Origin of the sequence: Streptomyces sp. NPDC088147 (assembly GCF_044741565.1) — a bacterium.
Lineage (GTDB): Bacteria > Actinomycetota > Actinomycetes > Streptomycetales > Streptomycetaceae > Streptomyces.
Map to the genome: position 1 here is coordinate 431,469 of NZ_JBIUSY010000003.1, position 24,539 is coordinate 456,007.

28 protein-coding genes are annotated in these 24,539 nt (G+C 70.2%); 15 read left to right on the forward strand and 13 right to left on the reverse strand.

Going from position 1 to position 24,539, the window contains the following annotated elements; genetic code table 11:
• Positions 1-18: 18 nt before the first annotated feature.
• Positions 19-468 carry a cyanase gene (gene cynS / locus ACIOGX_RS12725; protein WP_356517797.1) on the reverse strand — a complete coding sequence of 150 codons (450 nt, stop codon included), beginning with the start codon at positions 466-468 and terminating at the stop codon, positions 19-21.
• Between the two features lie 230 nt (positions 469-698).
• Between cynS and ACIOGX_RS12730 the strand changes: the two genes are divergently transcribed.
• From ACIOGX_RS12730 to ACIOGX_RS12740, 3 genes are all read left to right on the forward strand, one after another.
• Positions 699-1,409, forward strand: a complete 711-nt coding sequence (locus ACIOGX_RS12730) for an RNA polymerase sigma factor (RefSeq protein ID WP_401912628.1) — start codon at positions 699-701, stop codon at positions 1,407-1,409.
• Positions 1,406-2,566, forward strand: a complete 1,161-nt coding sequence (locus ACIOGX_RS12735) for a CU044_5270 family protein (protein ID WP_401912631.1) — start codon at positions 1,406-1,408, stop codon at positions 2,564-2,566. The genes ACIOGX_RS12730 and ACIOGX_RS12735 overlap by 4 nt, the downstream gene beginning before the upstream one ends.
• A gap of 191 nt (positions 2,567-2,757) precedes the next feature.
• Entirely contained in the window at positions 2,758-3,273 is a 516-nt protein-coding gene (locus ACIOGX_RS12740) for a hypothetical protein (RefSeq protein WP_356517804.1), read from the forward strand.
• A gap of 773 nt (positions 3,274-4,046) precedes the next feature.
• Here the strand turns inward: ACIOGX_RS12740 and ACIOGX_RS12745 are convergent.
• The 3 genes from ACIOGX_RS12745 to ACIOGX_RS12755 all read right to left on the reverse strand — a co-directional run bounded on the left by ACIOGX_RS12745 (position 4,047) and on the right by ACIOGX_RS12755 (position 6,288).
• Complete coding sequence (locus ACIOGX_RS12745) at positions 4,047-4,211, reverse strand: hypothetical protein (protein ID WP_401912633.1); 165 nt, start codon at positions 4,209-4,211, stop codon at positions 4,047-4,049.
• On the reverse strand, positions 4,212-4,877 hold the full coding sequence (locus tag ACIOGX_RS12750; RefSeq protein ID WP_401912635.1) for an SDR family oxidoreductase: 666 nt from the start codon (positions 4,875-4,877) through the stop codon (positions 4,212-4,214).
• A 916-nt stretch (positions 4,878-5,793) separates the two neighbouring features.
• Positions 5,794-6,288, reverse strand: coding sequence for an ATP-binding protein (locus ACIOGX_RS12755; protein ID WP_401912638.1), 495 nt, complete (start codon positions 6,286-6,288; stop codon positions 5,794-5,796).
• Positions 6,289-6,536: 248 nt separating this feature from the next.
• Here ACIOGX_RS12755 and ACIOGX_RS12760 point away from each other — a divergent pair, with 248 nt between their 5' ends.
• From ACIOGX_RS12760 to ACIOGX_RS12795, 8 genes are all read left to right on the forward strand, one after another.
• Complete coding sequence (locus tag ACIOGX_RS12760) at positions 6,537-7,385, forward strand: helix-turn-helix transcriptional regulator (RefSeq protein WP_356517975.1); 849 nt, start codon at positions 6,537-6,539, stop codon at positions 7,383-7,385.
• 9 nt (positions 7,386-7,394) lie between these two features.
• A complete protein-coding gene (locus tag ACIOGX_RS12765; protein WP_356518161.1) occupies positions 7,395-7,595 on the forward strand; it encodes a DUF397 domain-containing protein in 201 nt (66 codons plus the stop codon).
• Positions 7,596-7,974: 379 nt separating this feature from the next.
• The gene (locus ACIOGX_RS12770; protein WP_356517977.1) at positions 7,975-8,145 is read left to right on the forward strand and encodes a hypothetical protein; all 171 of its coding nucleotides are present in this window, start codon (positions 7,975-7,977) and stop codon (positions 8,143-8,145) included.
• Positions 8,146-8,409: 264 nt separating this feature from the next.
• Positions 8,410-9,453 carry a protein-L-isoaspartate O-methyltransferase gene (locus ACIOGX_RS12775; RefSeq protein ID WP_401912641.1) on the forward strand — a complete coding sequence of 348 codons (1,044 nt, stop codon included), beginning with the start codon at positions 8,410-8,412 and terminating at the stop codon, positions 9,451-9,453.
• A gap of 301 nt (positions 9,454-9,754) precedes the next feature.
• A complete protein-coding gene (locus ACIOGX_RS12780) occupies positions 9,755-10,876 on the forward strand; it encodes a PucR family transcriptional regulator (protein WP_401912644.1) in 1,122 nt (373 codons plus the stop codon).
• 180 nt (positions 10,877-11,056) lie between these two features.
• Positions 11,057-11,572, forward strand: coding sequence for a hypothetical protein (locus tag ACIOGX_RS12785; protein ID WP_129771948.1), 516 nt, complete (start codon positions 11,057-11,059; stop codon positions 11,570-11,572).
• A 280-nt stretch (positions 11,573-11,852) separates the two neighbouring features.
• The gene (locus ACIOGX_RS12790) at positions 11,853-13,328 is read left to right on the forward strand and encodes an SPFH domain-containing protein (protein WP_356517983.1); all 1,476 of its coding nucleotides are present in this window, start codon (positions 11,853-11,855) and stop codon (positions 13,326-13,328) included.
• A gap of 349 nt (positions 13,329-13,677) precedes the next feature.
• Entirely contained in the window at positions 13,678-14,274 is a 597-nt protein-coding gene (locus ACIOGX_RS12795; RefSeq protein WP_401912647.1) for a molybdopterin-dependent oxidoreductase, read from the forward strand.
• A 119-nt stretch (positions 14,275-14,393) separates the two neighbouring features.
• Here ACIOGX_RS12795 and ACIOGX_RS12800 read toward each other — a convergent pair whose 3' ends face one another.
• The 3 genes from ACIOGX_RS12800 to ACIOGX_RS12810 form a co-directional block, all read right to left on the reverse strand.
• Positions 14,394-14,567: a CsbD family protein gene (locus tag ACIOGX_RS12800; protein WP_356517987.1), complete on the reverse strand. Its 174-nt coding sequence runs from the start codon at positions 14,565-14,567 to the stop codon at positions 14,394-14,396.
• A 139-nt stretch (positions 14,568-14,706) separates the two neighbouring features.
• Positions 14,707-15,495, reverse strand: a complete 789-nt coding sequence (locus ACIOGX_RS12805) for an SAM-dependent methyltransferase (protein WP_383968164.1) — start codon at positions 15,493-15,495, stop codon at positions 14,707-14,709.
• A 6-nt stretch (positions 15,496-15,501) separates the two neighbouring features.
• A complete protein-coding gene (locus ACIOGX_RS12810; protein WP_356517991.1) occupies positions 15,502-16,362 on the reverse strand; it encodes a helix-turn-helix transcriptional regulator in 861 nt (286 codons plus the stop codon).
• Positions 16,363-16,686: 324 nt separating this feature from the next.
• Here ACIOGX_RS12810 and ACIOGX_RS12815 point away from each other — a divergent pair, with 324 nt between their 5' ends.
• Complete coding sequence (locus tag ACIOGX_RS12815; RefSeq protein ID WP_401912651.1) at positions 16,687-17,562, forward strand: glycosyltransferase family 2 protein; 876 nt, start codon at positions 16,687-16,689, stop codon at positions 17,560-17,562.
• A 105-nt stretch (positions 17,563-17,667) separates the two neighbouring features.
• Here ACIOGX_RS12815 and ACIOGX_RS12820 read toward each other — a convergent pair whose 3' ends face one another.
• From ACIOGX_RS12820 to ACIOGX_RS12835, 4 genes are all read right to left on the reverse strand, one after another.
• Complete coding sequence (locus ACIOGX_RS12820; RefSeq protein WP_401912653.1) at positions 17,668-18,882, reverse strand: cytochrome P450; 1,215 nt, start codon at positions 18,880-18,882, stop codon at positions 17,668-17,670.
• 12 nt (positions 18,883-18,894) lie between these two features.
• Positions 18,895-20,286, reverse strand: coding sequence for an FAD-dependent oxidoreductase (locus tag ACIOGX_RS12825; RefSeq protein ID WP_356517997.1), 1,392 nt, complete (start codon positions 20,284-20,286; stop codon positions 18,895-18,897).
• A complete protein-coding gene (locus ACIOGX_RS12830) occupies positions 20,283-20,486 on the reverse strand; it encodes a ferredoxin (RefSeq protein WP_129772876.1) in 204 nt (67 codons plus the stop codon). The genes ACIOGX_RS12825 and ACIOGX_RS12830 overlap by 4 nt, the downstream gene beginning before the upstream one ends.
• Positions 20,487-20,650: 164 nt before the next feature.
• Positions 20,651-20,980 carry a hypothetical protein gene (locus ACIOGX_RS12835; protein ID WP_384774598.1) on the reverse strand — a complete coding sequence of 110 codons (330 nt, stop codon included), beginning with the start codon at positions 20,978-20,980 and terminating at the stop codon, positions 20,651-20,653.
• Between the two features lie 350 nt (positions 20,981-21,330).
• On the opposite strand from ACIOGX_RS12835, the gene ACIOGX_RS12840 reads away from it, so the two are divergent.
• The 3 genes from ACIOGX_RS12840 (at position 21,331) to ACIOGX_RS12850 (ending at position 23,319) form a co-directional block, all read left to right on the forward strand.
• Positions 21,331-22,209 carry a hypothetical protein gene (locus ACIOGX_RS12840; protein WP_356518001.1) on the forward strand — a complete coding sequence of 293 codons (879 nt, stop codon included), beginning with the start codon at positions 21,331-21,333 and terminating at the stop codon, positions 22,207-22,209.
• Positions 22,210-22,508: 299 nt separating this feature from the next.
• Positions 22,509-22,856: a hypothetical protein gene (locus tag ACIOGX_RS12845; protein ID WP_401912657.1), complete on the forward strand. Its 348-nt coding sequence runs from the start codon at positions 22,509-22,511 to the stop codon at positions 22,854-22,856.
• A gap of 157 nt (positions 22,857-23,013) precedes the next feature.
• Positions 23,014-23,319 (forward strand): DUF2630 family protein, encoded by a 306-nt coding sequence (locus tag ACIOGX_RS12850; protein ID WP_401912659.1) that lies wholly within the window; start codon positions 23,014-23,016, stop codon positions 23,317-23,319.
• Positions 23,320-23,410: 91 nt separating this feature from the next.
• Here the strand turns inward: ACIOGX_RS12850 and ACIOGX_RS12855 are convergent, their stop codons facing one another.
• The gene (locus ACIOGX_RS12855) at positions 23,411-23,857 is read right to left on the reverse strand and encodes an ATP-binding protein (RefSeq protein WP_129772880.1); all 447 of its coding nucleotides are present in this window, start codon (positions 23,855-23,857) and stop codon (positions 23,411-23,413) included.
• 184 nt (positions 23,858-24,041) lie between these two features.
• The gene (locus tag ACIOGX_RS12860) at positions 24,042-24,473 is read right to left on the reverse strand and encodes an RNA-binding S4 domain-containing protein (protein WP_401912662.1); all 432 of its coding nucleotides are present in this window, start codon (positions 24,471-24,473) and stop codon (positions 24,042-24,044) included.
• Positions 24,474-24,539 lie beyond the last annotated feature (66 nt).

Sequence of the window (24,539 nt, forward strand, 5' to 3'; positions counted from 1 at the left end):
GGTGTCCCGGTGGCGCGATCACCACTTGTAGTCGAGGAACTTGCCGTCGAACGTGACGACGACCCGGTCCCCGTCGGGGTCGGGACGGCGGGCGATGTCGACGCGGAAGTTGATCGCGCTCATGATGCCGTCGCCGAACTCCTCGTGGATCAGCTCCTTGAGCGCGGGGCCGTAGACCGAGAGGGCCTCGACGAAGCGGTAGATGGTGGGGTCGGCCATCAACGCCTGGTCGGTGCCGCGGTACGGCTGGGTCTGGAGGCTCTCGGCGACCGGCTCGGGCAGCCCCAGCAACTGACAGACCTGCACGGCCTGTTCCCGTGTCATCGGGTGCTGACCCAGCAGGGCGGCGGTCGTCCATACGAGCGGCGCGCCGAGTTCGTCGGCGATGTCGGACCAGGACAGTCCGCGTCGGATCCGGGCGGCGACCACCAGGTCCGCGGCGTCCGGCTTGCTCATGATCGGCGTCATTCCGGCTCCTCTGAAAGGGGGACGCACGGTCCGTTCCGGTGTGCTCTTCAGAGTACGTAGGCGAGCGCGGGCGCCACCACCAGGACACGGTCCGTCCGGACCAGGCCGAAGCCCGCCGAAGCCCGCCGAAGCCCGCCGAAGCCCCGCGACAGGAGTGAGCCAGTGAGTGGCATGTGGCATGTGGCACAGGTCACGGGAAGTCGATGTGTGGTGCCGGACAGCTTCCTGAGGTGAGCACTCAATTGCGCACCCGGATCAGAGCCGGGGATTCGAGCGCGTACGCCGAGCTGTTCGACAGCTACGCGCGCGCGGTCTACAACCATGCGTTCCGGCTGACCGCCGACTGGTCGACCGCCGAGGACGTCATGGCCGCCACGTTCATGGAGGCATGGAGGTTGCGGGGCAGAGTGGACCCCGAGGGGGGTTCGCTCCGGCCCTGGCTGCTGGGGATCGCCACCAACACCGCGCGGAACCAGTTCCGGTCCAACCGCCGGTACCGGGCCGCCGCCAACGCCGCCGCGGCGGCCGAGCTGTCGTTTCCCGACCACGCCGACGAGGTGGCCGGCCGGGTCGACGACCGCCGGCGTCTCGCGACCGTTCTCACCTCCCTTGCCGCGCTGCGCCGGACGGAGCGGGAGGTCATCGCGCTCTGCCTGGGCGAGGGCCTGGATTACGAGGCGGCGGCCGAGGCGCTCGGCATCCCCGTCGGTACGGTCGCCTCCCGGCTGTCCCGGGCCCGCAAGAAGCTGCGCGCGCTGGCCGAGGCCGAACTCGCCCGCCCGCCGGGCGCCACGCCCCGGCCGGCGACCGAGCTGTCGCGCCCCGCTCGGGAGAGGGTCAGGAAAAAAGCTCGCGGGAAACGGGAAGCCGTCCTCCCCGTCCGACAGATAAGAGGCGATCACGACAACGCGATCCGGCCCGCACAGGAAGGAAACCGATGAACGCGAACCCGTCCCGGCAGCATCCGGCCGATATGGACGAGAGCGCCCAGCTCATGTCCCGGACAGCGCGCGACCTGCCGCCGGGCCGTCACCAGTTCCACAAGGAGCGTCTGATGGCCCAGATCCACGACATCCAGCAGAACGAAGCCCGTACGGCGACCCCCGCCCCCACCCCGGCCTCCGCCTCCGCCTCCGCCTCCGCCAAGAAGACCCGGCGGCTGCCGCGTCCGGCGATCGCGCTGCCCGCGATGGCCGCGGTCGTGGCGGGCGTGATCGTGACCGCCTCGGTGCTCGACAACGGCGGTGGCGGAAACGATCTCGCCAGTGGGCCGGTCCTGACCACCGACATCGGCTCCGCCAGCGCCGACGGCGTACCGCAGCTGCTCGACCGGATCTCGCTCGCCGCCTCCTCCGGTACGACCCACCCGAACGTCCGGCCCGGCCAGTTCATCTACATCGAGTCCAAGACGGCCGGCACCTTCGTCAAGACCGTGGACGGCAAGAGCAGCCTCGCCGGCAACCCCTTGAGCACCCGGCAGAGCTGGATGTCGGCCGACGGCACCAAGGGCTGGCTGATCGACCCCGCGGTCAACGACAGCCCCGAGGGCGAGACCCTGAGCCTGCCCGACGAGCAGGGCAACCCCAGGAAGGCCGACCTGAACGGTCCGTCGTACGACTACCTGACCAAGCTCACCACCGACCCCGACCAGCTGCTCGCGAAGATCTACAAGGAGACCGCCGGCCACGGCAACTCCCCCGACCAGCAGGCGTTCAGCACGATCGGGGACCTGCTCGGCGAGAGCTACCCGCCCGCGAAGCTGTACTCGGCGCTGTTCAGGACCGCCGCGAAGATCCCCGGGGTCGTCGTCGTGAACGACGCCGTCGACGCGGCGGGCCGACCCGGCGTCGCCGTCGCCCGGACGGACGAGACCAGCGGCGCGCGCGAGGAGTGGATCTTCGACAAGAAGACCCATGCCTTCCTCGGTGAACGCAGTGTCCAGGTGAAGCAGATGGAGGAGGACGGTGTGGTGATCAAGCCCGGCACCGTCAACAACACCAGCGCCATCATCACGCGCGCCGTCGTCGACGAGATGAAGCAGACTCCGTCCTCGTCCTCGTCCTCGTCCTCGTCGTCGTCCTCGTCCTCGTCTTCGTGATCCTCTTCGTCCTCGTGATCCTCTTCGTTCGGGATCGGTCACGGTGACCGATCCCGAACGCGCACACCGCGCCCGACACCGCCTCGCCCGATCAGGTGATGGAACTCCACGGGTCAGCGTGCCTGGTGAGACCGGCCGCCTTTCCCGGCTCAGGGTTGGCCGTCCACCAGCGACCGGAAGGACCCACGCACATGGTTTTCGTTCGCGTGCACGCGATGAAGGGCTATCTGAGTGCCGCACAGAAGGAGGAGCTCGGCGCACAACTCATCCAGGCCGTGGCCGACGTCGAGGATCTGGTCAACAACCAGACCCACAAGGAGACGTCTTGGGTGCAGTTCTTCGAGTTCGAGCCCGAGAACTGGTACGCACCGGGCAATGTCGCCGGTGCCGATCCCAGCTCCCGGGTCCAACTCGACATCGTCGCGCCTCAGAAACTGCTCCCCACGCCCGAAGACTCCCGTGCCATGCTGATCAAGACCACCGAGGCCGTGCGATCGGTATTCGGTACTGCTCCGCTGCCGGCGCACGGGCCATGGGCGCACATCTACACCATCCCGAACGATCAGTGGGGACTGGACGGCCGCGTTCCCGACTGGGATGGCTTCCGGGCCCTCTTGCGTACGGGCAGCCCGGAAAAGGCCGATGAGGCACTGGCCCAGATCTACGGGCCCGGACGTCACGCGGCAACGACGTGGCGCGCCTCGTAGCTCAAGGCCCCCGGGAAAGCTCTTTCGCCCCTGCGGTCCGTCGCGGACCGCAGGTCGGTGGGTGGTCTACGCGGCAGTGGAGTGGGGCGGCCGGGCCCCGGCATAGCGACTGATCCCCGTGGGCGGCTGGGACTCATGCCCCGCTGGTGGGGGATCGCTTTCGACTACCGGTCAGAACCGAGGGGTAGCCGGGCTCACCCGGAAGGTGTGGTGTCGGGTGGGGGCCGCCCCTGAGGTTTCAGTTTCGCGGCTCCGGGTTGGGCGTCAAGGGCGCTCCTGCGTCGCGTCGGCTACGCCGATTCCGCTGCGCTCCACCCTGGACACCCACCCCTCCGCCGCAAGTGCAGCTTCGAGGGGGGCCGGCCCCGGGGGGAGGGGTCCCCGGAGAGGCACCTCTGTTGCGGGGGTCCATTCCCGGCTCACCGGCCGGTGGGTGGTCTGCGCAGCAGTGCAATGGGGCGGCCCGGCACCGGCTCAGCGAGCTGATGTGAGTGGGAAGTTGGGGCTCATGCCCCGCTGGTGAGGGTCCGTTGTCGGGTGCTTCTGTAGCCCGAGGCGGATGAGAGGGACACTCGCCCCCTATGTCCCAGTTTGGTGAGCCTTTCAGGGGGTCCCGCGGCCGGTCATGCGTCCCATGTCCACTTGACCTGGCTCCACGACACACCACGGCCTCTCAGGGGCCCACTCGCCCCCTCTCCCGTCACACCCGCCCCATCACCCACACACCGCCATCCGCCTGGTCGTCGAGGCGGGCTGGGACTCTGGACGGCGACCTAGCGGAATTCCTCCGCGTGCTCCTGCGCCCATGCGCGGAACGTGCGCGACGGCGCTCCGGCGATCTGTTCCACCGTGGAGGTGATCACGTTCGATGCGGGCCGCGTTTCCACGCTGGCCAAGAGCGCCTCGACGAGAGCGGGTGGCCTGCCGTCGGCGAGCATCTACTGTCGCGCGACCTGTACCGGGACCTCCTCGAAGGACACCGGGCGGCCGATCGCTTCCCCGATCATGTGTATCTGCTGGGCTCTGCTCAGTACCTGCGGGCCGGTCAGGACGTGCTTCGCGCCCACATGCCCGTCATCGGTCAGCACCCGTACCGCCACGTCTGCGATATCGCGTTCGTGGACCACCGCCGTAGCTGCCATGTCGGGACCGCGGACCACATGCGTGGTGCGGATCTGCTCGGCCCACCCCCGGGCGTTGGACGCGATGGTGGCCGCGCGCAGGACGGTCCACTCCAGGCCGGACTTTTCGATCAGGCGCTCCATGTCGGCATGGAGCTGGTTAATCGGGTCGGTCTGCCGTTCAGCGTCCTCGTTCACCCCCGACGAGGAGAGATAGACGATGCGGTGGGCATGCCGTGCAATCACCTCCAGTACGGCGGGCGCCGCCTCGGTCGTCAGTAAAGGCCAGACCAGGAACACTGCGCTGGTCCCCTTCAGTGCCCCCTCCAGCGTCTTGGGCTCGGACAGGTCCCCACCTACGACCTTGACTCCCTCCGGTAGTCCGACCGCTTCGGGATCACGCACCAAGGCACGCACAGCGGTGCCCGTGGCCAGGAGCTGAACAACAACCTGTCGGCCGACATTGCCCGTCGCGCCAGTCACGCAAATCTCACCCATGAGCAGGTCAGCCGCACCCCTGCTCGGAGTATTCCGCCCCGCCGAACCCTGATGCTCCGGCGCATACCCAAGCCGACCCTCCACGGGGGTAAGACGCCGAGCCGGGGCCCGGCCGCCCACTCCACCCCCGCGCCCCAGCAGACGACAGCGGGCCGATCAAAGGTCGTGGGGCGCCACGGAGCCCGGTTAGCTGGCGGCGGGACGCATGACCGGCCGCGGGACCCTCCGAAAGGCCCGCCAAACTGGGGCATAGGGGGCAGGGTGAGGGTCTCGTCCGCCTCGGGCTACAGGAGCGGCCGACAACGGACCCTCACCAGCGGGGCATGAAGCCCAACTTCCCACTCACATCAGCTCGCTGAGCCGGTGCCGGGCGGCCCCACACCACTGCCGCGCAGCCCCGCAGGGCCTACCGAGCGGCGGTCGGCAACCGGCCCCCGCAACAGAGGTGCCTCTCCGGGGACCCCTCCCCCCCGGGGCCGCCCCCCTCGAAGCTGCACTTGCGGTGGAGGGGTGGGTGTCCAGGGTGGAGCGCAGCGGAATCGGCGTAGCCGACGCGACGCAGGAGCGCCCTTGACGCCCAACCCGAAGCCGCGAAACTCAGAGATCAGGGGCGGCCCCCACCCGACACCACACCTTCCGGGTGAGCCCGACTACCCCTCGGTCCTGACCGGCCGCCGACCACCAGGAACACGCCCCACCAAGTGCGCCTGCGGCGCACGAACCGTGACCCTCACCGGATCGGGGCAGCAGTAGCAGGTGTACGTGTACCCCTCCTCCGCATCCACCGGCACCAGCGGAACAGCGGCACTGTCCACCGCCGGCATGACCGCACACAACACCCACACCCCCAGCACGACCGCACTCATCGCGATCGACACAACACCCCACAGCGCCGGATCCGTTACCGGTTCCATCGACCGGGCACCTCATTCCTGACTTCGGACAACGTGAACCAGACGCTCTTGTGGCTGGGCGAGGATCCCCCGTAGACGGTCGACCCCCACGCGAGAGCCAGGCTCTCCACGAGGACGAGCCCACGGCCCGAATCCTGTTCGCCTCCCGCGCGGTTCGCGCCCGGCGCGGTACGCGCGGCGGGCGTGGGCAGCGCCCACGGTTTGTTGTCCGCGACGGAGACGGTGACCTGTTTGCGGTTGACCGTCACACGGACGCGGATCAGGGGCGTACGGGTGTGCCGGTGCGCGTTGGTGACCACCTCGGTCACGCAGAGGCGCGCGTCGTCGACGAGGTTGCGGTGCCGACTGAGCCCGAGGAGCGACGTGACGAAGTCACGCGCGATCCTCGGCGCGGTCGCCGTGCTGGGCAGGGCCAGCCGGTAGGTCTCGGCGCCCCGGGGCGGCGGGGGTACGGGGGTTGCGGTGGCGGTCACAGTGGTCATGTCGTCATCTCCCAACGCGGAACGTGGCAGCGCTGCTTGGGCGACAGCCCGTGTCCTTGGCCGCTCGCGCCCGCTCAACGGGCATGCAAGTGACTGCACTTCGGGCCAGATGGCACGCTGCGTCGCACCATGGACCGTAGGGCGCAACATAGGTACGGCGCAACAGTGGGACGGTTGTCGCACTCATATGGGTGGACCCATGGCACTGTGGGACGGCACACTCGTTGTGACCAGAGAGGGAGAGGTTCATGCCGCCAAGGGCTTACCCGACCGCCCGACAGAAGCGACTGGGCGCTGAGTTGAGAAAGCTGCGGGAGCGAGCCGGCATGTCCGGGAGCACGGTTGCAGCTTTCCTGGGCGGCGAACGGGCCCAGGTCAGCCACCTGGAGTCGGGACGGTACGGAGTGAGCGCGGAGCGAGTCCGCCGAATCGCCACCCACTGCTCGGCTACGGACAAGCACCTCATCGACGCGCTCGCAAGCATGGCGGAGGAGCGCGGAAAAGGATGGTGGGAGGATTACCGAGGAATTCTTCCGCCAGGCTTCCTGGACCAGTCGGAGCTGGAACACCATGCGACCTACATGCGTGCCGTTCAAATGCTCTATGTGCCAGGAATTTTCCAGACGGCCGAATACGCTCGCGAGCTGATCGCAAGCGGTGTGACCAGCTTCCAGTCCTCCGAGGTCAATGCACGCGTAGAGCATCGCATGAGGCGTCGCGAGATCTTCGATCGCCCGAACCCGCCGAAGTTCGAGGCGCTCATCCACGAGGCAGCACTTCGCATGAGGTACTGCTCCGCCGAAGTCATGCGGGCCCAGATGGATTTCCTGCATGAGGTTTCGCTCTGGCCGAGCGTGACGATCCGCATCATCCCCTTCGATGCACGGATCACTTGTTCGGTCCACTCGATGCTCTACGCGGGCGCCGTGATACCGCAACTGGACACCGTTCAGATTGACAGCGCGTTCGACGCCCACTATCTGGACGCCGAGGCTCAACTCGTCAAGTACCGGGCGCTTATCGAGGCGGTCGAGGCGATCTCACTCAGCGCCGCCGAGTCGAGCAAATTCATCCAACGCATCGCACAAGAAATGTGAGTGAGCGGCATGACCAACCACATTGAATGGCAGAAATCCTCCTTCTCAGGGGGTGACAACAATCCGAACTGCGTCGAACTGGCCAGCGTCGACGGGCAGATCAAGATGCGCGAAAGCGAAACCCCCGACACCGTCGTCACGACAAGCCCCGAGAAACTGCGCGCCTTCCTCCTTGGCGTCAAGGCCGGAGAGTTCGATCACCTGATCTGACGAACGCCCGCACCCAGACGCCCCTCACCTCTCGCCGGTGAGGGGCGTCCGGCATATACGGGCGCAACTCTGGGACGGAACACTGTTGCGCCTCACCCATCTGTGACGCTACGGTCGCTGTGCGTCGCCGATTCAGGGTCGTCCCCTCGGCAGGACATCGCCCTGACCGGCGCAACTCTCCCCGTCCCGCGCCTCATTGGGGAGAGTCCCGAAGGGTTGTCCCCCTCCCGCCGCTCGTCATGCCGGCGCGTGGGCGGGGGACAACTCTGCCCCCGCATCGCGCGCTGAGGAGAAGGGCACCCATGCCATGGCCCCACCCCCACCCCCACCAGAACCATCCAGCCGTACAACGGGCAGTGAGGCGCGGCGGCGTCTGTCGATGTTGATCGACATGTTCGGCGTGGGCGGGACGCTCGTGATGCCCACGGCCGACCCGCGCCCGGACGCGTCCCCGCCCACACCCAACCCCACCCCCGGCGGCACCCCCACCCCCCTCCCCGACGAAGCCGAGCTGTTCCAGCGCATCTTCGGGGACTCGCCACCGCAGTGACCGCCCCGCATACCCGCGCCCCACACCCCGCACCCCACGCCCGCCCAGTCCCCGACCGAGAGGATCGCCATGCCGCCCCCGCCGCCGCCTGCACCCACGCCACCCCAACCCGACGCCCTCGCCGACGCGTTGATCCGCGTACCCCGGCACGAGTTCATTCCGTCCCGGGCCTGGGCCGTGCCCCAAGGCGCCGGCACGCCTCCCGCCGCCGCCTCCGGGTACTGGATCGATCAGCACCGTGACCCGGATCGTTGGTGGCGGGCCGTGTACTCCGACAGCGTGATCGTCACTCAGCTCGACGGCGGCCGGACCGCGCTCACCCCGGCCAACGCGGCGGCTCCGTCGACCGCGCCGAGTTGTGCCGCCTCCAGCCCCCTCCTCGTCACCGCCGGGTTACGGCACCTCGCCGTACGACCCGGTGACCGGGTGCTGGATGTCGGAGGTGGTACCGGCTGGACCTCCGGGCTCTGCGCATACCTCACCGGGGACGACGCCCTCGTCACCACCGTCGAGATCGACCCCGATCTGGCCAGGACCGCCGCCGAGAACCTCGCCCGCTGCGGCCTCCACCCGAGCGTCGTCACCGGAGACGCGGCCACCGAACTGCAAACCCCGCACAGCCACTCCGACGGATTGTTCGACCGCGTGCATGTCACCTGTGGCATCACACACGTCCCGTACGTATGGGTGGAGCGCACTCGTCCCGGCGGGCACATCGTTCTCCCGTACAACCCGCCCATCGGCAGGCTCCTGCGTCTCACCGTCCTCGACGACGGCTCGGCCACCGGCCGGTTCGGGGAGGAGTGCTCGTATATGCCCTTGCGTTCACAGCGGCTGCCCCAGCCCCACCAGCACCAGCACCAGCACCAGCACCAGCACCAGCAAACGGACGAGGGCGCGACCGGCGCCGACGACACCCCACCGTCCCGTGTCCGCTCCCTGGAATTCGGCACCGAGTCACTGCTCGACCCCGCCCCCGGCCTTCAGGTCCTGCTCGCCTCCCTCGTCGGGGACGAGCCCTGGGTGAGCGGTTCCGGGAGCGTGCTGCTGACCGACGGGGTCTCCCGCGCCACCGTCGACGAAGGCGGCCGGCTGACGCAGACCGGGCCGCGTGACCTATGGGACGAGGCCGAGTCCGTCCACCGCGCCTGGACCCGTCAAGGCCGCCCCGGGCTGGACCGTATCGGCTTCACCGTCACCCCGGAGCGCCAGTACGTGTGGGTCGACGACCCGGCCGTACCCGCCGTCCGCGCCCTCGGCGAAGCGGCGGCCGGCACGGCAACGACCGCGGGAGCTTCCGTTGGCTGACTGCGGCACCTGTCACGGCAAGGGATGGGTCTACGAGCACCAGGACGGCACGCGCAAGAAGGTGACCTGTCCCGTCTGCAAGTAGACGGGACACCTCACACCCCCGGTCCGCCCGGAACGAACCCGGTCGGAATCCGGCCGGAACGAATCCGGTCGGGAATCCCGCCGGAATCCGGATCGCCAGCACCGCCGCCCCTCGCGCCCCCCGTGCACCATGGTGGGGACACATGACACTCGTAGGTCGCGTGACCTCCGTAGGTCGCGTGACCTCCGTATACCGAGATCTCAGGCAGGGGCAGGCGTGACAGGGAATGGCATACCCGACGAGTTCCTGGACGGGTACGCCCGCATCCTGGAGGCGGCGGCCTCGACAGGCCGCCGGCTCACCCGGGACGAGATGCTGGCCCGCCGGGAGCTGGGGGAACGGGCCGCGGAGGCCGGCTTCGGGCTGCGTGCCCTGATCGGCGCGCATCTCGCCGCGGCCCGCGCGCACTGGCCCGTCACCGCCTCCACCCGCACCGCCTCCCCCCGCGACGACAGCGGCGGCGGCACCGGCGGCAGCGGCGCCTCCGGCTCCGTCGACAGCGTGCTCGCCGCCGTCGAGCAGGCCGTGGACGCGTTCGCCGAGGGGTACGAACGGGCCCAGCGGCTCGCCGTACGGCAAGAGGTCGCCGCGCGCCGGGAGTTCATCGACGATCTGCTGTACGGACGCAGCGATCCGGGGCGGCTGGCGGAGCGTGCCGAGCGGTTCGGGCTGCGGCTCTCGTACGAGCACGCCGTGGCGGTCGCGGAGGGATTCGTCGCCTACGACGAGGAGGACGCCGTACCGCGCTCGGTGGAGCAGGCGCTGATCAGCCGGTTCGGCGATCGCAGCGTGCTGCTCACCACGAAGGCGGGCCGGCTCGTCTGTATCGCGCCGGGCGACCAGGGCGAGGTCCTCGCCTACTTCGCCAAGCAGGCGTTCGCCGCCACGGACGGCGGCCGGGTCGCCATCGGCCGGCCGCGCCCCGGAGTGAGCGGGGTGGTGTGGTCGTACGAGGAGGCGCTGAACGTCCTCGACCTCGCGGACCGGCTCGACATGGACGGTCCCGTCCTGCACGCCGCCGATCTGCTCGTCTATCCGGTCCTCACCCGGGACCGGGAGGCCATGACGGAACTCGTCCTCAGCACGCTCGGTCCGCTGGAGGCGGCGCGCGGCGGGGCCGAGCCGCTGATCGAGACGCTCTCCGTCTACTTCGAAGCGGGATGTGTGGCGGCGGAGGCCGCGCGGCGGCTCTCGCTGAGCGTGCGCGCCCTGACGTACCGGCTGGAGCGGATCCACAAACTCACCGGCGCCGACCCCGCCGATCCGGTGCATCGCTACACCTTGCAAACCGCCGTGATCGGGGCCAGGCTCATGGACTGGCCGGCGAAGACCTTCTGAGCCGGAAGGCCGCTCGACGTACCGGCGGCCTTCCGCGCCCGGGAGACCTTCTGCTGTCGGCATTAAGAACGCGTTAAGACTGCCGGAAAACGGCAATGTCCGGTTCCGGGCAAAGATGGGACCATGGGGGCCTGCCGGGGAAACAAGCGGCAGAGGGGGAGGGGGGTACCGATGGATCCGATGACCTTTTTTCTCGGTCTCGGCATCGCGGGGATCGCGCTGCTCGTCCTGTCGCTGATCTTCGACGGCATTCTGGAGGGGCTCTTCGACGGGGTCGGGGTGCTGAACGGACTCTTCGACGGGCTGCTCTCGCTGCCGGTGATCGCCGGGTTCGTCTCGATGCTGGGCTTCGGTGGCGCGATCGTGTTGAGCACCACCCCGCTCGGTACGGGACCGGCCGCCGTCACGGGGGTGGCGGCCGGGCTCGGTGCCGGGTGGCTGACCTGGAAGTTCAGCAGGGCGCTGATGCGTGATCAGACCGCCGTCACACCTCGGGGCGACGATCTCGTGGGCTCGGCGGGCACGGTGGTCACCGCGATTCCGGCCGGGGGCTACGGCGAGGTGCTGCTGCGGCTCGGCGGCCAGCCGGTGAAGTACTCCGCGAAGAGCGCGCAGCCCGTGGCGAACGGCGCCGAGATCTGGGTGGAGGAGACGCTCTCGTCGACCTCGGTCCTGGTGCGTCCCGTTCAGCGCTGACCCGCGCGTCGCCGCTCCGTCCGTCCAACGTCGCTCCGTCCGTCCAGCGCCGCACCGCGCGTCGCCAACCCGTCCAGCGCCGACCCGTCCGTCCTCATCCGTCGCACGTCCGTCGCACGTCCGTTCCCCCACCTGTCGCTATCTGTCGCCATCTGTCGCCCACTTGTCGCACCAATCACGCCACACCGCTTCAATCGCCTCGATTTGCCGTCCTCTTGTCGTCCTCTCGTCGTCCTCTCGGGAGGGGCCGGGAGACACGGGAGGCAAGGGAGAGAGCACCATGAGTCCACTTCTCATCGCCGTGCTGGGGGTCGTCGCACTCGTCGTCCTGCTGGCACTCGCCGTCATCACGCGCTACAAGGTCGCCGGGCCCAGCCAGGCGTTCATCGTCACCGGGCGGCGCGGCAAGCAGTCGACCGATCCGGCCACCGGCCGGGTGTCCATGGACACCAGCGGCCAGAAGGTCGTGGTCGGCGGCGGCGTCTTCGTCGTCCCGTTCGTCCAGCAGAAGTTCACGCTGGACCTGTCCAGCCGGCACATCCCGGTGGCCGTGCGCGGCGCGGTCACGCTGCGCGGTGTGAAGGCGAACCTGGAAGGCGTCGCCATCGTCAAGGTCGGCGGCACCGAGGACTCGATCCGGGCCGCGGCCCAGCGCTTCCTCCAGCAGCAGGGCGGCATCGTCGGCTTCACCCAGGAAGTGCTCTCGGGTGCGCTGCGCTCCATCGTCGGCCGGATGTCGGTCGAGGACATCATCCGCGACCGCGCGGCCTTCGCGGGGCAGGTCGCGGAGGAGGCCGAGGCGAGCCTCTCCGGGCAGGGCCTGGTGCTCGACGCCTTCCAGATCCAGGACATCACCACCGAGGGCTCGTATCTGGAGGACCTCGGCCGGCCCGAGGCCGCGCGCGCCAAGCAGGAGGCCGACATCGCCGAGGCGGTGGCGCGCCGCGCCGCCGAACAGGCGCGGCTCAAGGCCGAGGAAGAGATCGCGATCGCCCAGCGGACGTTCTATCTGAAGCAGGCCGAGATCAAGGCCGAGACGGACGAGGCGGCGGCGCGCGCGGCGGCGGCCGGACCGCTGGCACAGGCGGCGCGCGAGCAGGACGTGCTCATGGAGCAGGAGAAGGTGGCCCAGCGCCAGGCCGCGCTGACCGACCGCGAGCTGGACACCAAGGTGCGCAAGCCCGCGGACGCCGCGCGGTACCAGGCCGAGCAGGAGGCCGAGGCCCGGCGGATCGCGCTGGTCAAGCAGGCCGAGGCGGACGCCGAGCGGTCCCGGCTCACCGGTGAGGGCGAGAAGGCGCACCGCGCCGCGCTCGCCGCCGCCGTACGGATCGAGGGCGAGGCGGAGGCCGCCGCGATCAGCGCCAAGGGTTCCGCCGAGGCGGACGCGATGCACAAGAAGGCCGACGCGTTCGCGCGGTACGGGGACGCGGCCGTCCTCCAGATGCTGGTGGAGGTGCTGCCGTCGGTCGTCGCGAAGGCGTCCGAGCCGCTGAGCGCGGTGGACAAGATGACGGTGATCTCGACGGACGGCGCGGGTCAGCTGGCGCGTACGGTCGCCGACAACGTCGCGCAGGGCGTCGAACTGCTCAGCTCCACCACCGGAGTCGACCTGGCCGAGCTGCTGAAGGGCATCGCCGGGGGCAAGACCGGGGGCGCGGGTGCGAGTACGGGCGCTGGCGCGGCGGCGGCGGCCGTGGAGACGAAGACGGCGGGCGGCGCCAAGGTCAACGGGCGGATAGAGGTCACGGACTGAACGGCCCGGACGGCCGCACGGCCGGGACAGCCCGGACGGCCCGCCTGGGCCGAACAGGCTGAACAGGTCGTGCGGAGACAGGACGGGGCCCGGTCGGCGGGTAAGCGGGGGAGCCGACCGGGCCCTTGGCGTTCCCCCGTCCGGCAACCAGCCGCGCGGCGGGTTCCCCGTCCGGGAACCAGCCGCGCGGCGTGCGCACTTGCCAGCCCGGACACGGGCACCACCTCATAAAGGCGAGGCAAAGAAGCGCTGTCGGCTCGCATCCGCGATTCCCCGGACCGTCGGCGGGGCATCACCAGGAAGCAGCCGCCACGCGGAACTCTCAGCGGACCTCCCGAGGGGGAATCTGATGAGCCGGCCCAGCCCGCCGCCAGGCACGACCACGCCGCCGACCCCGCCCGTCCCCGTCGCGTCGGCCGTCCCCGCGACTTCGGCCGGCCCCTTGGCGTCGGGCGGACCGCCCGCCCCGGGGCGTACCGCCTTCACCCTCCGCGGGGAGGTCGCGTGCCCGCTCTCGCTGACCGTCGCCGATCTGCGGGAGCGCTGGGAGCAGCACCACGCCGAGGTGGTCTTCGACTGTGCCACCAGCGGGCCGCGGCGCCACACCTTCGAAGGGCCGCTGCTCCGGGAGGTGGTCGACGAGGCGAAGCCGGTCTTCGACGCCCGCCGGCGCAAGGACAGGTCCCGGTTCCTGCTCGCCGTCACCGGCGGGGACGGGCACCATACGGTGCTCTCCTGGGGGGAGATCGACGCGGACTTCGGCAACGTACCGATCCTGCTGGCCACGGCCATGGACGGACGCAGCCTGGAGTCGGCGGGCAGCCAGCTGGTGGTGCCCACGGACCGCTGCGGGGCGCGCTACATCAGCGCGATCACCAGCGTGTGGGTGGGCGCGTGCGCGGTACCGTCCCGACCGGCCGAGCGCACGGCGCCGCCCGCGCGGTGATGGCCCGCCCCCGCCACCAACGGCAAACGGGCGGTGGCCCGGCGGATGTCATCCGCCGGGCCACCGCCCTTGAACTCTGCACGCACGGCCACCTCTGCCGAATGGGCTGTGCGGCGCGCTCATCGGCGGAACGCGTCCTTCGCCTTCTGGCCGGCGGTACGCATATCGCCCTTGGCGCGTTCGGCCCTGCCCTCGGCGGTCATCCGTTCGTTCCCGACCATGCGGCCCACGGTTTCCTTGATGGCGCCCTTGGCCTGGTCGGCCTTCGCGGAGAACTTCTTGTCTGTGGTCATGGTTCGCGCTCCTCACTGTCGAGCTGTTGAGCCGTTCCCTTGACATAGGAGCGCCTGCCCGAGCACTTCCACCGCAAACCCGTGAACCCCTGGACCCGCGAACCCCTGGACCCGTGGATCCGTGAACCCCGCCGCGGCCTCAGCGGACCTTGGCCACGCCCACGTAGAACGAGCTCTGCTCGTCCTCGGGCGCCGGTGTCCCCTTGAACCACTTCGGGGCCGTCACCAGCCCCGGGTCCACCAGATCCAGCCCGTCGAAGAACCGCAGGACCTCGGCGTGCGTGCGCAGCCGGAGCGCGATGCCGCCCTTGCCGTACGTGTTGGTGACCTTGCCCACCAGGTTCTGCGGCTGGAAGTCCGCGGTGCCCTGCGAGAAGACGAAGACACTGCCGGACGGCAGCGCGTCCACCAGGGTGCGGGCGATGCCGTACGGGTCGTCCTCGTCCGGGATGAAGTGCATCAGGGCGATGAGCGACAGCGCGACGGGCCTGCTGAAGTCCAGAAAGCCGCGGGCGTGTTCGAGGATCTCGTGCGGTCGGCGGACATCCGCCTCGATGTAGTCGGTGGCGCCCTCGGGCGTGCTGATCAGCAGGGCCTCGGCGTGACGCAGCACGATCGGGTCGTTGTCCGTGTAGACGACGCGCGAGGCCGGCGCGATCTTCTGGACGATCTGGTGGAGGTTCGGCTCGGTCGGGATGCCCGTACCGATGTCGAGGTACTGGTCGATCCCGCTCTGCGCCACCCAGGCTGCGGCGCGGTGCATGAACGCGCGGTTCAGCCGGGAGTCGCGCCGGGAGTCCTCGGGCAGCTGCTGCCCTATCTCCCGGTCGACCGGGTAGTTGTCCTTACCGCCCAGCAGGTAGTCGTACACCCGCGCCGGGTGGGGCTTGCTGGTGTCGACCTGGGGCTTGGGTGTGCCTGCCGTCATCTCGGTTCACAGTTCCTTACGGAAATCGGCGAGGATTTGTTTGGTGCGGCGCGCGGATTCCGCGTGAGCCACCATGCGGTCCATCGCCTCCATGTGCTCCGCCACCTCACCGGTGTTGTCGATATAGAGGGCGCCGGTCAGATATTCGACGATGACCATATCGGGCAATTCGGGTATAGCGAATCGGAACAGCACGAAGGGGCTGTAGGTGCCGGGGTGATGCCCGGCGGCGAACTCGGCTATCTGGAGCGTCACATTCGGCAGCTCGGTCGCGGCCAGCAGCCGGTCCACCTGGGCGCGCATCACGGCGGACGAGCCCACGGGGCGGTGTAAAACCGTCTCGTCCATGACAACCCAGAAGGTCGGGGCGTCCGGCCCGGTCAGCAGCGACTGGCGCGCCAGGCGCAGCGCCACATGGCGTTCTATGCGTGCGGGATCGTTCCGCCCGACCTCGCCGTAGGTCAGGATCGCGCGTGCGTAGTCCTCGGTCTGGAGGAGCCCCGGCACGAAATGCGGCTCGTAGCACCGTATGGTCTTGGCCGCTTCCTCCAGGCTGACATGGCCGCCGAACCACTCCGGCAGAACGTCGTGGAAGCGCTGCCACCAGCCGGGCTTGTTGGCCTCGTCGACCAGCTGGAGAAAGGCGACGGCCTCGTCGCCGGTCACACCGTACGAGGGCAGCAGCAGCTGTATGTACGGGACCTTGAGCGCGACCTCGGCCATCTCCATGCGCCGTATCGTCGCGGGCGCGACATGCAGCAGTCTGGCGGCCTCGTCGCGGCTGAGGCCTGCTCTCTCGCGCAGCCCCTGGAGCTGCTTGCTCAGGACGAGTTGCCCGATCGTCGGGGCAGACCGAGGCTCGCTCACACCCCACCACCGGCCACCAGCATGCGGGAAGTTTGCCACAGGGGCCCGAGGTCGCACACGGGGGCATCGGCGTGGACGGACGCGGGCGTTCCGACCGGACGGCAAGATGAACCCGCGACGTCGGCTGGGACATCTTCCGGTGTCCTGAGGGTGGCGTCCGCCGGTTAGCATCGATTCGCGGCACCTTCTCGCTTCCCGCCGTTCACCTGTCCTGCCCCGCCCCTTCTCCCCGCCCCTTCTCCCCGCCGCCTCCTCCCTTCCTCCCTTCCTCCCTTCCCTCTTCCTCCCTTCCCTTCCGTCACCGAGAGCTGGAGTGATCTGGACGTGTCCCGACCGCGTGTGGGTGTGGCCGTGCTGACGATGGGGACCAGGCCCGTCGAACTGCGAGCCTTGCTGGACTCCGTCGCCAAGCAGCGGGAGGCCCCGACGCGGATCGTGGTCGTCGGCAACGGCGCGCCGCTGCCCGAGCTGCCCGAAGGCGTCATCGGGATCGAGCTGGCGCGGAACCTGGGGGTCTCCGGGGGGCGCAATGTCGCGATGGAGAAGCTCCGCGAGTGCGGTGACGTGGACGTTCTGGTGGACCTGGACGACGACGGCCTGCTGATCGAGGCCGATGTGATCACCCGCGTCGCCGATCTGTACGAGGCGCACGCCCGGCTCGGCATCGTCAGCTTCCGTATCGCGGACGAGACCGGCCTCACCCAGCGGCGGCACGTACCCCGGCTGCGGGTCGACGATCCGATGCGCGCGGGCGAGGTGACGACGTTCCTCGGCGGCGGGCACGCGCTGTCCATGGCGATGCTGGCCGAGACGGGCGGCTGGCCCGACGCGTTCTTCTTCACCCACGAGGAGACCGACCTCGCGTGGCGTGCGCTGGACGCGGGCTGGTCGATCCGCTACGAACCGGAGCTGGTCCTCCAGCACCCGCGCACCTCACCGGCGAGGCACGCGGAGTTCTACCGGATGACCGCCCGCAACCGGGTGTGGCTGGCGCGCCGGCATCTGCCCGCGCTGCTCGTACCGCTCTACCTCGGTACGTGGATTCTGCTCACCGTGGCCCGTACGCGGTCGGTGAGCGGGCTGCGCGCGTGGTTCGGCGGATTCTTCGAAGGCGTACGGACGACGTGCGGGCCCCGGCGGCCGATGCGCTGGCGGACGGTACGCCGGATGACGGCGCTGGGCCGGCCACCGGTCATCTGAACGCGGTACCGAGCGCGCCGCCGCACGCGGTACGGCGGAACCGAAGGCGCCGCCGCACGGTACGGAACGCGCCGCCGCACGCGGCCCGGTGCGGAAGCCCGCTCCCTACGCCCGCTCGATCAGCAGGTGGCGGGGCCCCCGGAGGATCGAGCTGCGGCGGTACAGGGGCGGGTCCTCGGACAGGCGGAAGCCCTCCAGGCGGGGGACCAGCGCGTTCAGGGCGATCTGGGCCTCCACGCGGGCCAGCGGGGCGCCGAAGCAGTTGTGGATCCCGCTGCCGAAGCCGAAGTGCTGGTTGTCCTCGCGGGTCGGGTCGAAGCGGTCGGGGTCGTCGAAGCGCAGCGGGTCCCGGTTCCCGGCGGCGAGTACGAGGACCAGCGGGGCGCCCTTGGGGATCATGACGTCCGCGACCTCGATGTCCGCGAGCGGGGTGCGCTGCGGGAGCAGGTGGACCGGGGGTTCGTAGCGCAGCAGTTCCTCGACCGCCCTGGGCATCAGTTCGGGCTTGTCGCGCAGCAGCCGGTAGGCGTCGGGGAGGCGCAGGAAGGTGAGCGTGCCGTTGCTGATGAGGTTGACCGTCGTCTCGTGCCCGGCGATGAGCAGGAGGGTCCCGGTCGCCATCAGTTCGGTCCTGGTCAGCCGCCCGTCGGGGCCGTTGTCGTGGACGAGCGCGGAGATCATGTCGTCCGAGGGGTGGTCACGGCGCTTGTCGGAGAGGTCCCCGATGTACTCCCCCATCGCCAGCCGGGCGTCCTGGCCGGCTCTCTGGCGGCTTTCCTCGTCCTGCCCCGGCGTCAGGTCGAAGCCGGCGATGATCGCGTTCGTCCAGGCGCGGATCCGGGGCACGTCCTCGTGGGGCACGCCGAGCAGGCGGCAGATGACGGTGACGGGGAGCGGATACGCGAAGTCCTCGACGATGTCGACGCGGTCCTTGTCCCGGAACGCGTCGATCAGTTCGTCGCAGATCCGGGTGACGTCCGCGCGCAGCGCGTCGATCCGGCCCGGGGTGTGGGGCGGTCCGAAGGGGCGCATCGCGATGCGGCGCAGCCGGTCGTGCTCGGGGTCGTCGTGGCCGATGAAGGCCATCTGCTCACTGCTCCGCCTGATCAGCGGGACCGAGGCCGGGTCGGCGCGGTTGCGCCAGTCCGAGCTGATCCGCGGGTCGTGGAGCAGCGCGGCGATCTCGTGGTACGTGCCGACCAGATAGCTGCCGTCGTCCTGCCGCGACACCCCGTTCTCGCGGAGTTCGGCGTAGAGCGGATACGGGTCGGCGCGGTTCGCGTAGTCGGTGATGCGCTGGTAGAGGGTGTCCGGGGACATGCGAGGGGCTCCTCAACGACGGTGGGCGGCGGTGGGGGTCGGCTCGTGCCGCACCAAGGTCAGGCGCCGGTCCGGCAGATGGCCGGTGAGGGCCACGGTCGGTCCGTGCGACAGCAGTTGGGGATCCGGCACATCGGAGGGGAAGGGCGCGGCCGAGTCGGGCCGGTCGGCGGCGCCGCGCTCGGGGGGAAACGGCGCCGCCGTCTCGATGAGGTACTCGTAGTGCTCCAGCCACTTGGCCCGGTTCACCGTGACCGCCGCGGTGATCCGTCCCTGGTAGCCGTACACGGCGACGAGCCGGCGCTCCCGCAACGAGCCCTGGGCGATGACCACCTGGTCGGAGAAGGTCGGCACGCCGACGGACTTGATGTTGAGGCCGAACTGACTGGACCAGAAGGCGGGCACCGCCAGATGCGGGCGCCTGTGCGGGCCCGTGCTGACCATGTTGTGCGCCGCCACCTCCGCCTGCGCGACCGCGTTGCCCCAGTGTTCGAGGGCCAGCATCTGGTACCCGAAGAGCGGATGCGGGAAGCGGGCCACGTCACCGGCGACGAAGACGTCGTCGGTGACGATCCCGTACATGTTGAAGGCGCGGCACCCCGCGTCGCAGGCGACGCCCCGCGGGCCCGCGGCCAGACCCGATTCGGCGAGCCATTCCGTGTTGCGTACGGCGCCGAGCGCGACCACGGCGACATCGGCTTCGATCCGGCTGCCGTCGGAGAATTCGGCGCCCGTGAGGCGTCCGTCGCGGCCCTTGAGGGAGGTGACCGTCACGCCGCAGCGCAGATCGACGCCGTGCGCGCGCTGGAGCCTGGCCGCGAACCCGCCGAGTGCGCCGCCGAGCGCCCCGACGAGGGGGGACGGGCCGCGTTCGGCGACGGTCACCTCCAGGCCGCGTTCCCGGCAGGCGGAGGCGATCTCCGAGCCGGTGAACCCGGCGCCGATCACCAGGACACGGCGCGGCCCGGCGTCGAGCCGTTCCGCCAGCTCCGCCGCCTCGTCTCTCGTACGCAGCGTCAGCACGCCGTCCAGCCGGGCTTCGGCCGGGTCCGGCCAGGGGCGGGCGCGGGTTCCGGTGGCGATCAGCAGCCGGTCGAACGGCAGGCGTTCACCGTCGGCGAGGATCACCTGCTTCTCGTTCGGATCGATCCCGCCGGCCCGTACGCCGAGCTTCCATCGCGCGTCCACCTCGCGGCGGGCCGGCAGCCCGATGTCCGCCGCGCGCGTCCGGCCGAGCAGCACCTGTTTGGACAGCGGCGGCCTGTCGTACGGGGGGTGCGGCTCCTCCCCGACCAGCGTCAGCGGTCCGGTGAAGCCTTCGTCGCGCAGGGTCTCGGCGGCGCGCAGACCGGCCAGCGACGCGCCGACGATGACGATGCGGCCGTCCCACGGCTCACGGGTCACCGGGACCCCGCCCGCTCACCGACGAGGATGGCCTGCACCGGACACGCCGCCGCGGCCCGGCGTACGTGCTCGTGCTGGCCGTCGGGCACGGTCGGGGTGAACATCAGGGCCTCCTCGCCATGCAGCTCGAACACCTCAGGGGCGAGAAACACGCACTGCGCGTATCCCTGACAGCGATTGAGGTCGACAACGATCTGCATACCGGTCCACTCCTCCGCGCGCCGCCCGCCGTCTCCGTCCTATGGCCTGCGCGGGAGCGGCGCGAGCGGTGCTGCGCCGACGGGGTGACCCCGGCGGCCCCGGCGGCCCCGGCGGCCCCCGTGACTTCGGCGGCCCGGGTGGCGTCGGTGACCGCGCGGTTCGCTCAGGTGCGTCGGGTGTAGAGCGCGTAGAAGACCACGATGACCGTGGCGGCGCCGATGGCCAGTCCGATGCCCGAGGACAGCAGAACGCTGTGGTTGGTGAGGCTGTAGAGGAAGCCCATGCCTCCTCCGACCAGTACGCCCCAGGCCGCGGCGCGTACTTCGTTCATCAGCCGGGACTGTACGCGGACGAGGCCGAAGACCAGGAGGGCCGCGAGCGCGCCGGAGATCAGGGCCAGGGCGAGCTGGCCGAAGGTGGCGGGGCCGCCGCCCCGGGCGATGTAGGACGCGTAGGCGCCGTAGGCGATACCCAGCAGCAGAGAGTTCACCACGAGGCGTGGTGAGACACGGCCCCGCCCGGACTCCTGGGGACGTGCGCCCGGCGCACCCGGCGGTCGCGCGCCGTCGTGCCGCGGGAGATGCTCCGGGCGATGCCCCGGAAAGTGAGGCGGGAGGTGGGGCATCAGCGTGCGGTGCCTTGTGGGCACCGGTGTCTGGGTCGCCATGGCAGGGGGCTCCTTCCCTCGCACCCCCCGCGTCCGCCCCCGCTTCTCCAGGGCACACCCGCCCGCCGTACGCGTCAACCTCAGCCGAGCGCCCACCCGACGTGCACGCGACGCGCTCTCACCGGGTCGGCGGCGCCCCGCTCGCGCCCGTCGCCCCGTACCCGTTCCCTTGAGGAGTGCGGACCTACCTCTCCACGGCGCTGATCGTCCTGCTGACGGTCCTCGCCCCGCTGAGCGCGGTCGCGGCCTGGGTCGATCTGGAGGTCGGCGACACCGACCGCTTCGTCTCCACCATGGCGCCGCTCGCCTCCGACCCCGACGTACAGAACGCCGTCGCCGACCGGATCACCGACGAGGTGCTGGCCGAGATCGACGTGGGGCCGCTCCTCAAGGACGGGGTCCGCGGGCTGCTGCACGACGCCGTCCTCTCGTTCGAGACGACCAACGCCTTCAAGAACGCGTGGAAGACCGCGACCCGCGCCGCCCACGCCACCGCGGAACAGGCACTGACCAGCGGCGGCGGCAACGCCGTGACGATCGATCTGGCGCCCATCACCGCACGGGTGAAGCAGCAGCTGACCGACGACAGCGTGCCGTACGCGAACCGGATCCCCGTGCGGCATACGCAGATCATCGTCCTGGAGGCCAATGGACTCGGGATCTGGCGCGATGTCACGCAGGGGCTGCGCGCGGCGGGGATCTGGCCCGCCGTCGGGACGCTGGTCCTCACCGGGGCGGCCGTGCTGCTCGCCGTCCGCCGCCGCCGCGCGCTCATCGGTGCCGGTCTCGCGTACGCGGCGGGCGCGGCGCTGCTGTTCCTCTGCGTCGCCGTGGCGCGCGGGTCCATCCTCCAGGACCTGCCGGACACCGGTGACAGGTCGGCAGCCGCCGCCATCTTCGACGCGTTGACCTCTTCGCTGCGCACCGCCGGCTGGTGCGTGCTCGCCGGTGGGCTCGCCCTGGCCCTCGGGGCCTGGCTGAGCGGCCGGTTGCCCCGGACACCGCACGCGCCGCGTCTCGCTCCCAGCGCGCCGCGCAGCTCCTCTCCCGTCTGAACTTCCGGCGTGATCTCGGCTGGTTCTCCGCCGAGTTTCGGCTGACTTTCGGCCGACTTTACTCAATCTTTATGCCGATCCCACCCGACCGAATGTCCCTTTTGAGGCATTTGGAGCACCATGGGGTTATGAGCCAGAACACAGCACAGAGGCCCCCCACCACGGGCATGGGCACAGGAATGGGCACAGGCACGGGCACAGGAACAGGCATGAGCACCGGCACCGGAGCAGGTACCGGCTCGCATGCGGAAAGGAAGGCAGCCTGGGCTGTTGGCGGTAGCTTCTTCGCCGGTGTTCTCATGCTGGTCGCGGGAGCTGTCGACATACTTCAGGGCATAGCGGCCGTACGCGGCAACGCGGTCTTCAACCGCGTCACCGGATACGCGTACACGTTCAATCTCGGCTCCTGGGGCTGGATCCACATAGCCCTCGGGATCCTGGTGGCCCTCACCGGACTGGCGCTTCTCATGCGCGTCCCGATGGCACGCTACGCCGGTATCGCACTGGCGGTGCTCTACTTCGTCGCGCAGTTCATGTACCTGCCGTACGCGCCTGTCTGGGCGTTCGTCGGCATGGCTCTCGCGGCGTTCGTGATCTGGGCACTGACCACGGACCGCGGGGTGTCCTCGGCGGGCAGCAGATCCTGACGGTCCGGCACTGACGGGCCGGTACCGACGGCCCGTCCCCTCCCCCGACCACGCGTCAACAAGCGCTCGACCACGCAACGTCCGCGCATACGGGCACAGCGGCTCTCGCTCCTGTGTCCGTATGCGCGTACGTACGCGCCATGGCAAGGAGAACGGGATGAACGCAGCCAGCGACGCCGTCGGCGGCGGCAAAGACGGAAGCGGCAAGGACGGAAGCGGCAAGGACGACGAGATCCTCGACACCATCGGCGCTCTCGTCGCGGAGGAGCGCAGCCTGCGCGAACGCTCGACCGAGCATCTCGGCCTCGCCGCCGACGAACAGACGCGGCTGCGCTCCGTCGAAGTCCGGCTCGACCAGTGCTGGGATCTGCTGCGGCAGCGGCGCGCCAAGTCGGAGTTCGGCGAGAACCCCGACGAGGCCGCGGTACGGCCCCCGGGCGAGGTCGAGGGCTACCAGGGCTGACCCCGCCCACCTCCGCCGGCACCGGCGGGCACCGGCTCCTGCCCCTGCTCCTGCTCCTGCTCCTGCTCCTACGGCGCCGACGGGCCCGGCCTCACTGATCGGACGCCTTGAGTGTCCTTTCGGGCACTTTGAGCGTGACCCACACCCGTTTTCCGGGACCGAGCCGGGGCGCCACGCCCCAGTCGTCGGCGAGCGCGGCCACCAGCGCGAGTCCCCGCCCGCACTCGTCTTCGAGATCGGGGGTGCGAGGGCGTGGCAGATAGTCGCCCGCGTCCTCGACCTCCACCCTGAGCAGCCCCTCGGCCCGTTCCAGGGTGACGGCGATCTCTCTGCCCGGTGGGCTGCCGTGGCGCAACGCGTTGGTGACAAGCTCCGACAGCAGGAGGGCGGCGGTCTCGCCGGGATCTCCGGGCAGATCAACTTTCGTATGAAGAACTTCCCGGGCCCGGCCGACGCTACGGGGGTGGCTGGGCAGGCGGAACGTGAAGCGCTGTGTGTGCTGGTGCGGCTGTTCGCGCTGTTCACCGTCGTGGTTCATGGGAATGACCTTCCCTGTGGTGCCGGTTTTACTTTCCGTGCACCAAAGGTGACTGTGTGCAGCTAAACTCATCCGTTCGCGGACATTTCCGGAGCCCCACGATCAGCCCCACGATCAGCTCCGCGATCAGCTCCGCGATCAGCTCCGCGATCAGCCCGCGATCAGGCCGCGGTACGGCCCCCGATCAGCCCCGCGAGCGCCGGTCCTGTGACCAGTCCGGGGCCTGGTGCTGATGCCGGTCCTGAAGCCGCTCCAGCTCCCTGCGGTCGCGCTTCGTGGGGCGGCCCGCCCCCCGGTCGCGAAGGGCGATGGGAACGGTCAGCTCGCGCGGCGGGGGCGGCGGGCTGTTGTCCACGTAGCACTCCACCGCCACCGGCGCGCCCACCCGCTTCTTCACGACGCGCGAGACCACCACGACGCGGTCGCGCGCCGCGTGGCGCAGCCGGATCTCGTCGCCCGGCTTGATCGCGTACGCGGGCTTGACCCGCTCGCCGTTGACGCGGACGTGGCCGGCGCGGCAGGCGGCAGCGGCCTGGGAGCGGGTCTTGGTGAGCCGTACCGACCAGATCCAGGAGTCGACCCGTGCGGTCCCCGCGTCCGAAGCCTCAGAAGTCATATATCGAGGGTAAGCGCGGACGGCCCGACGGCTCACCCCCTTTGTCCGTGTCACCTCATCCGTGTC

Bases quoted from the DNA above. Each gene is read 5' to 3' on its own strand.
- cynS (WP_356517797.1), bottom strand. From the start codon at position 468: ATGACGCCGATCATGAGCAAGCCGGACGCCGCGGACCTGGTGGTCGCC.
- ACIOGX_RS12735 (WP_401912631.1), top strand. From the start codon at position 1,406: ATGAACGCGAACCCGTCCCGGCAGCATCCGGCCGATATGGACGAGAGC.
- ACIOGX_RS12740 (WP_356517804.1), top strand. From the start codon at position 2,758: ATGGTTTTCGTTCGCGTGCACGCGATGAAGGGCTATCTGAGTGCCGCA.
- ACIOGX_RS12745 (WP_401912633.1), bottom strand. From the start codon at position 4,211: ATGCTCGCCGACGGCAGGCCACCCGCTCTCGTCGAGGCGCTCTTGGCC.
- ACIOGX_RS12755 (WP_401912638.1), bottom strand. From the start codon at position 6,288: ATGACCACTGTGACCGCCACCGCAACCCCCGTACCCCCGCCGCCCCGG.
- ACIOGX_RS12760 (WP_356517975.1), top strand. From the start codon at position 6,537: ATGCCGCCAAGGGCTTACCCGACCGCCCGACAGAAGCGACTGGGCGCT.
- ACIOGX_RS12765 (WP_356518161.1), top strand. From the start codon at position 7,395: ATGACCAACCACATTGAATGGCAGAAATCCTCCTTCTCAGGGGGTGAC.
- ACIOGX_RS12770 (WP_356517977.1), top strand. From the start codon at position 7,975: ATGTTGATCGACATGTTCGGCGTGGGCGGGACGCTCGTGATGCCCACG.
- ACIOGX_RS12785 (WP_129771948.1), top strand. From the start codon at position 11,057: ATGACCTTTTTTCTCGGTCTCGGCATCGCGGGGATCGCGCTGCTCGTC.
- ACIOGX_RS12790 (WP_356517983.1), top strand. From the start codon at position 11,853: ATGAGTCCACTTCTCATCGCCGTGCTGGGGGTCGTCGCACTCGTCGTC.
- ACIOGX_RS12795 (WP_401912647.1), top strand. From the start codon at position 13,678: ATGAGCCGGCCCAGCCCGCCGCCAGGCACGACCACGCCGCCGACCCCG.
- ACIOGX_RS12800 (WP_356517987.1), bottom strand. From the start codon at position 14,567: ATGACCACAGACAAGAAGTTCTCCGCGAAGGCCGACCAGGCCAAGGGC.
- ACIOGX_RS12805 (WP_383968164.1), bottom strand. From the start codon at position 15,495: ATGACGGCAGGCACACCCAAGCCCCAGGTCGACACCAGCAAGCCCCAC.
- ACIOGX_RS12820 (WP_401912653.1), bottom strand. From the start codon at position 18,882: ATGTCCCCGGACACCCTCTACCAGCGCATCACCGACTACGCGAACCGC.
- ACIOGX_RS12830 (WP_129772876.1), bottom strand. From the start codon at position 20,486: ATGCAGATCGTTGTCGACCTCAATCGCTGTCAGGGATACGCGCAGTGC.
- ACIOGX_RS12845 (WP_401912657.1), top strand. From the start codon at position 22,509: ATGCTGGTCGCGGGAGCTGTCGACATACTTCAGGGCATAGCGGCCGTA.
- ACIOGX_RS12850 (WP_401912659.1), top strand. From the start codon at position 23,014: ATGAACGCAGCCAGCGACGCCGTCGGCGGCGGCAAAGACGGAAGCGGC.
- ACIOGX_RS12855 (WP_129772880.1), bottom strand. From the start codon at position 23,857: ATGAACCACGACGGTGAACAGCGCGAACAGCCGCACCAGCACACACAG.
- ACIOGX_RS12860 (WP_401912662.1), bottom strand. From the start codon at position 24,473: ATGACTTCTGAGGCTTCGGACGCGGGGACCGCACGGGTCGACTCCTGG.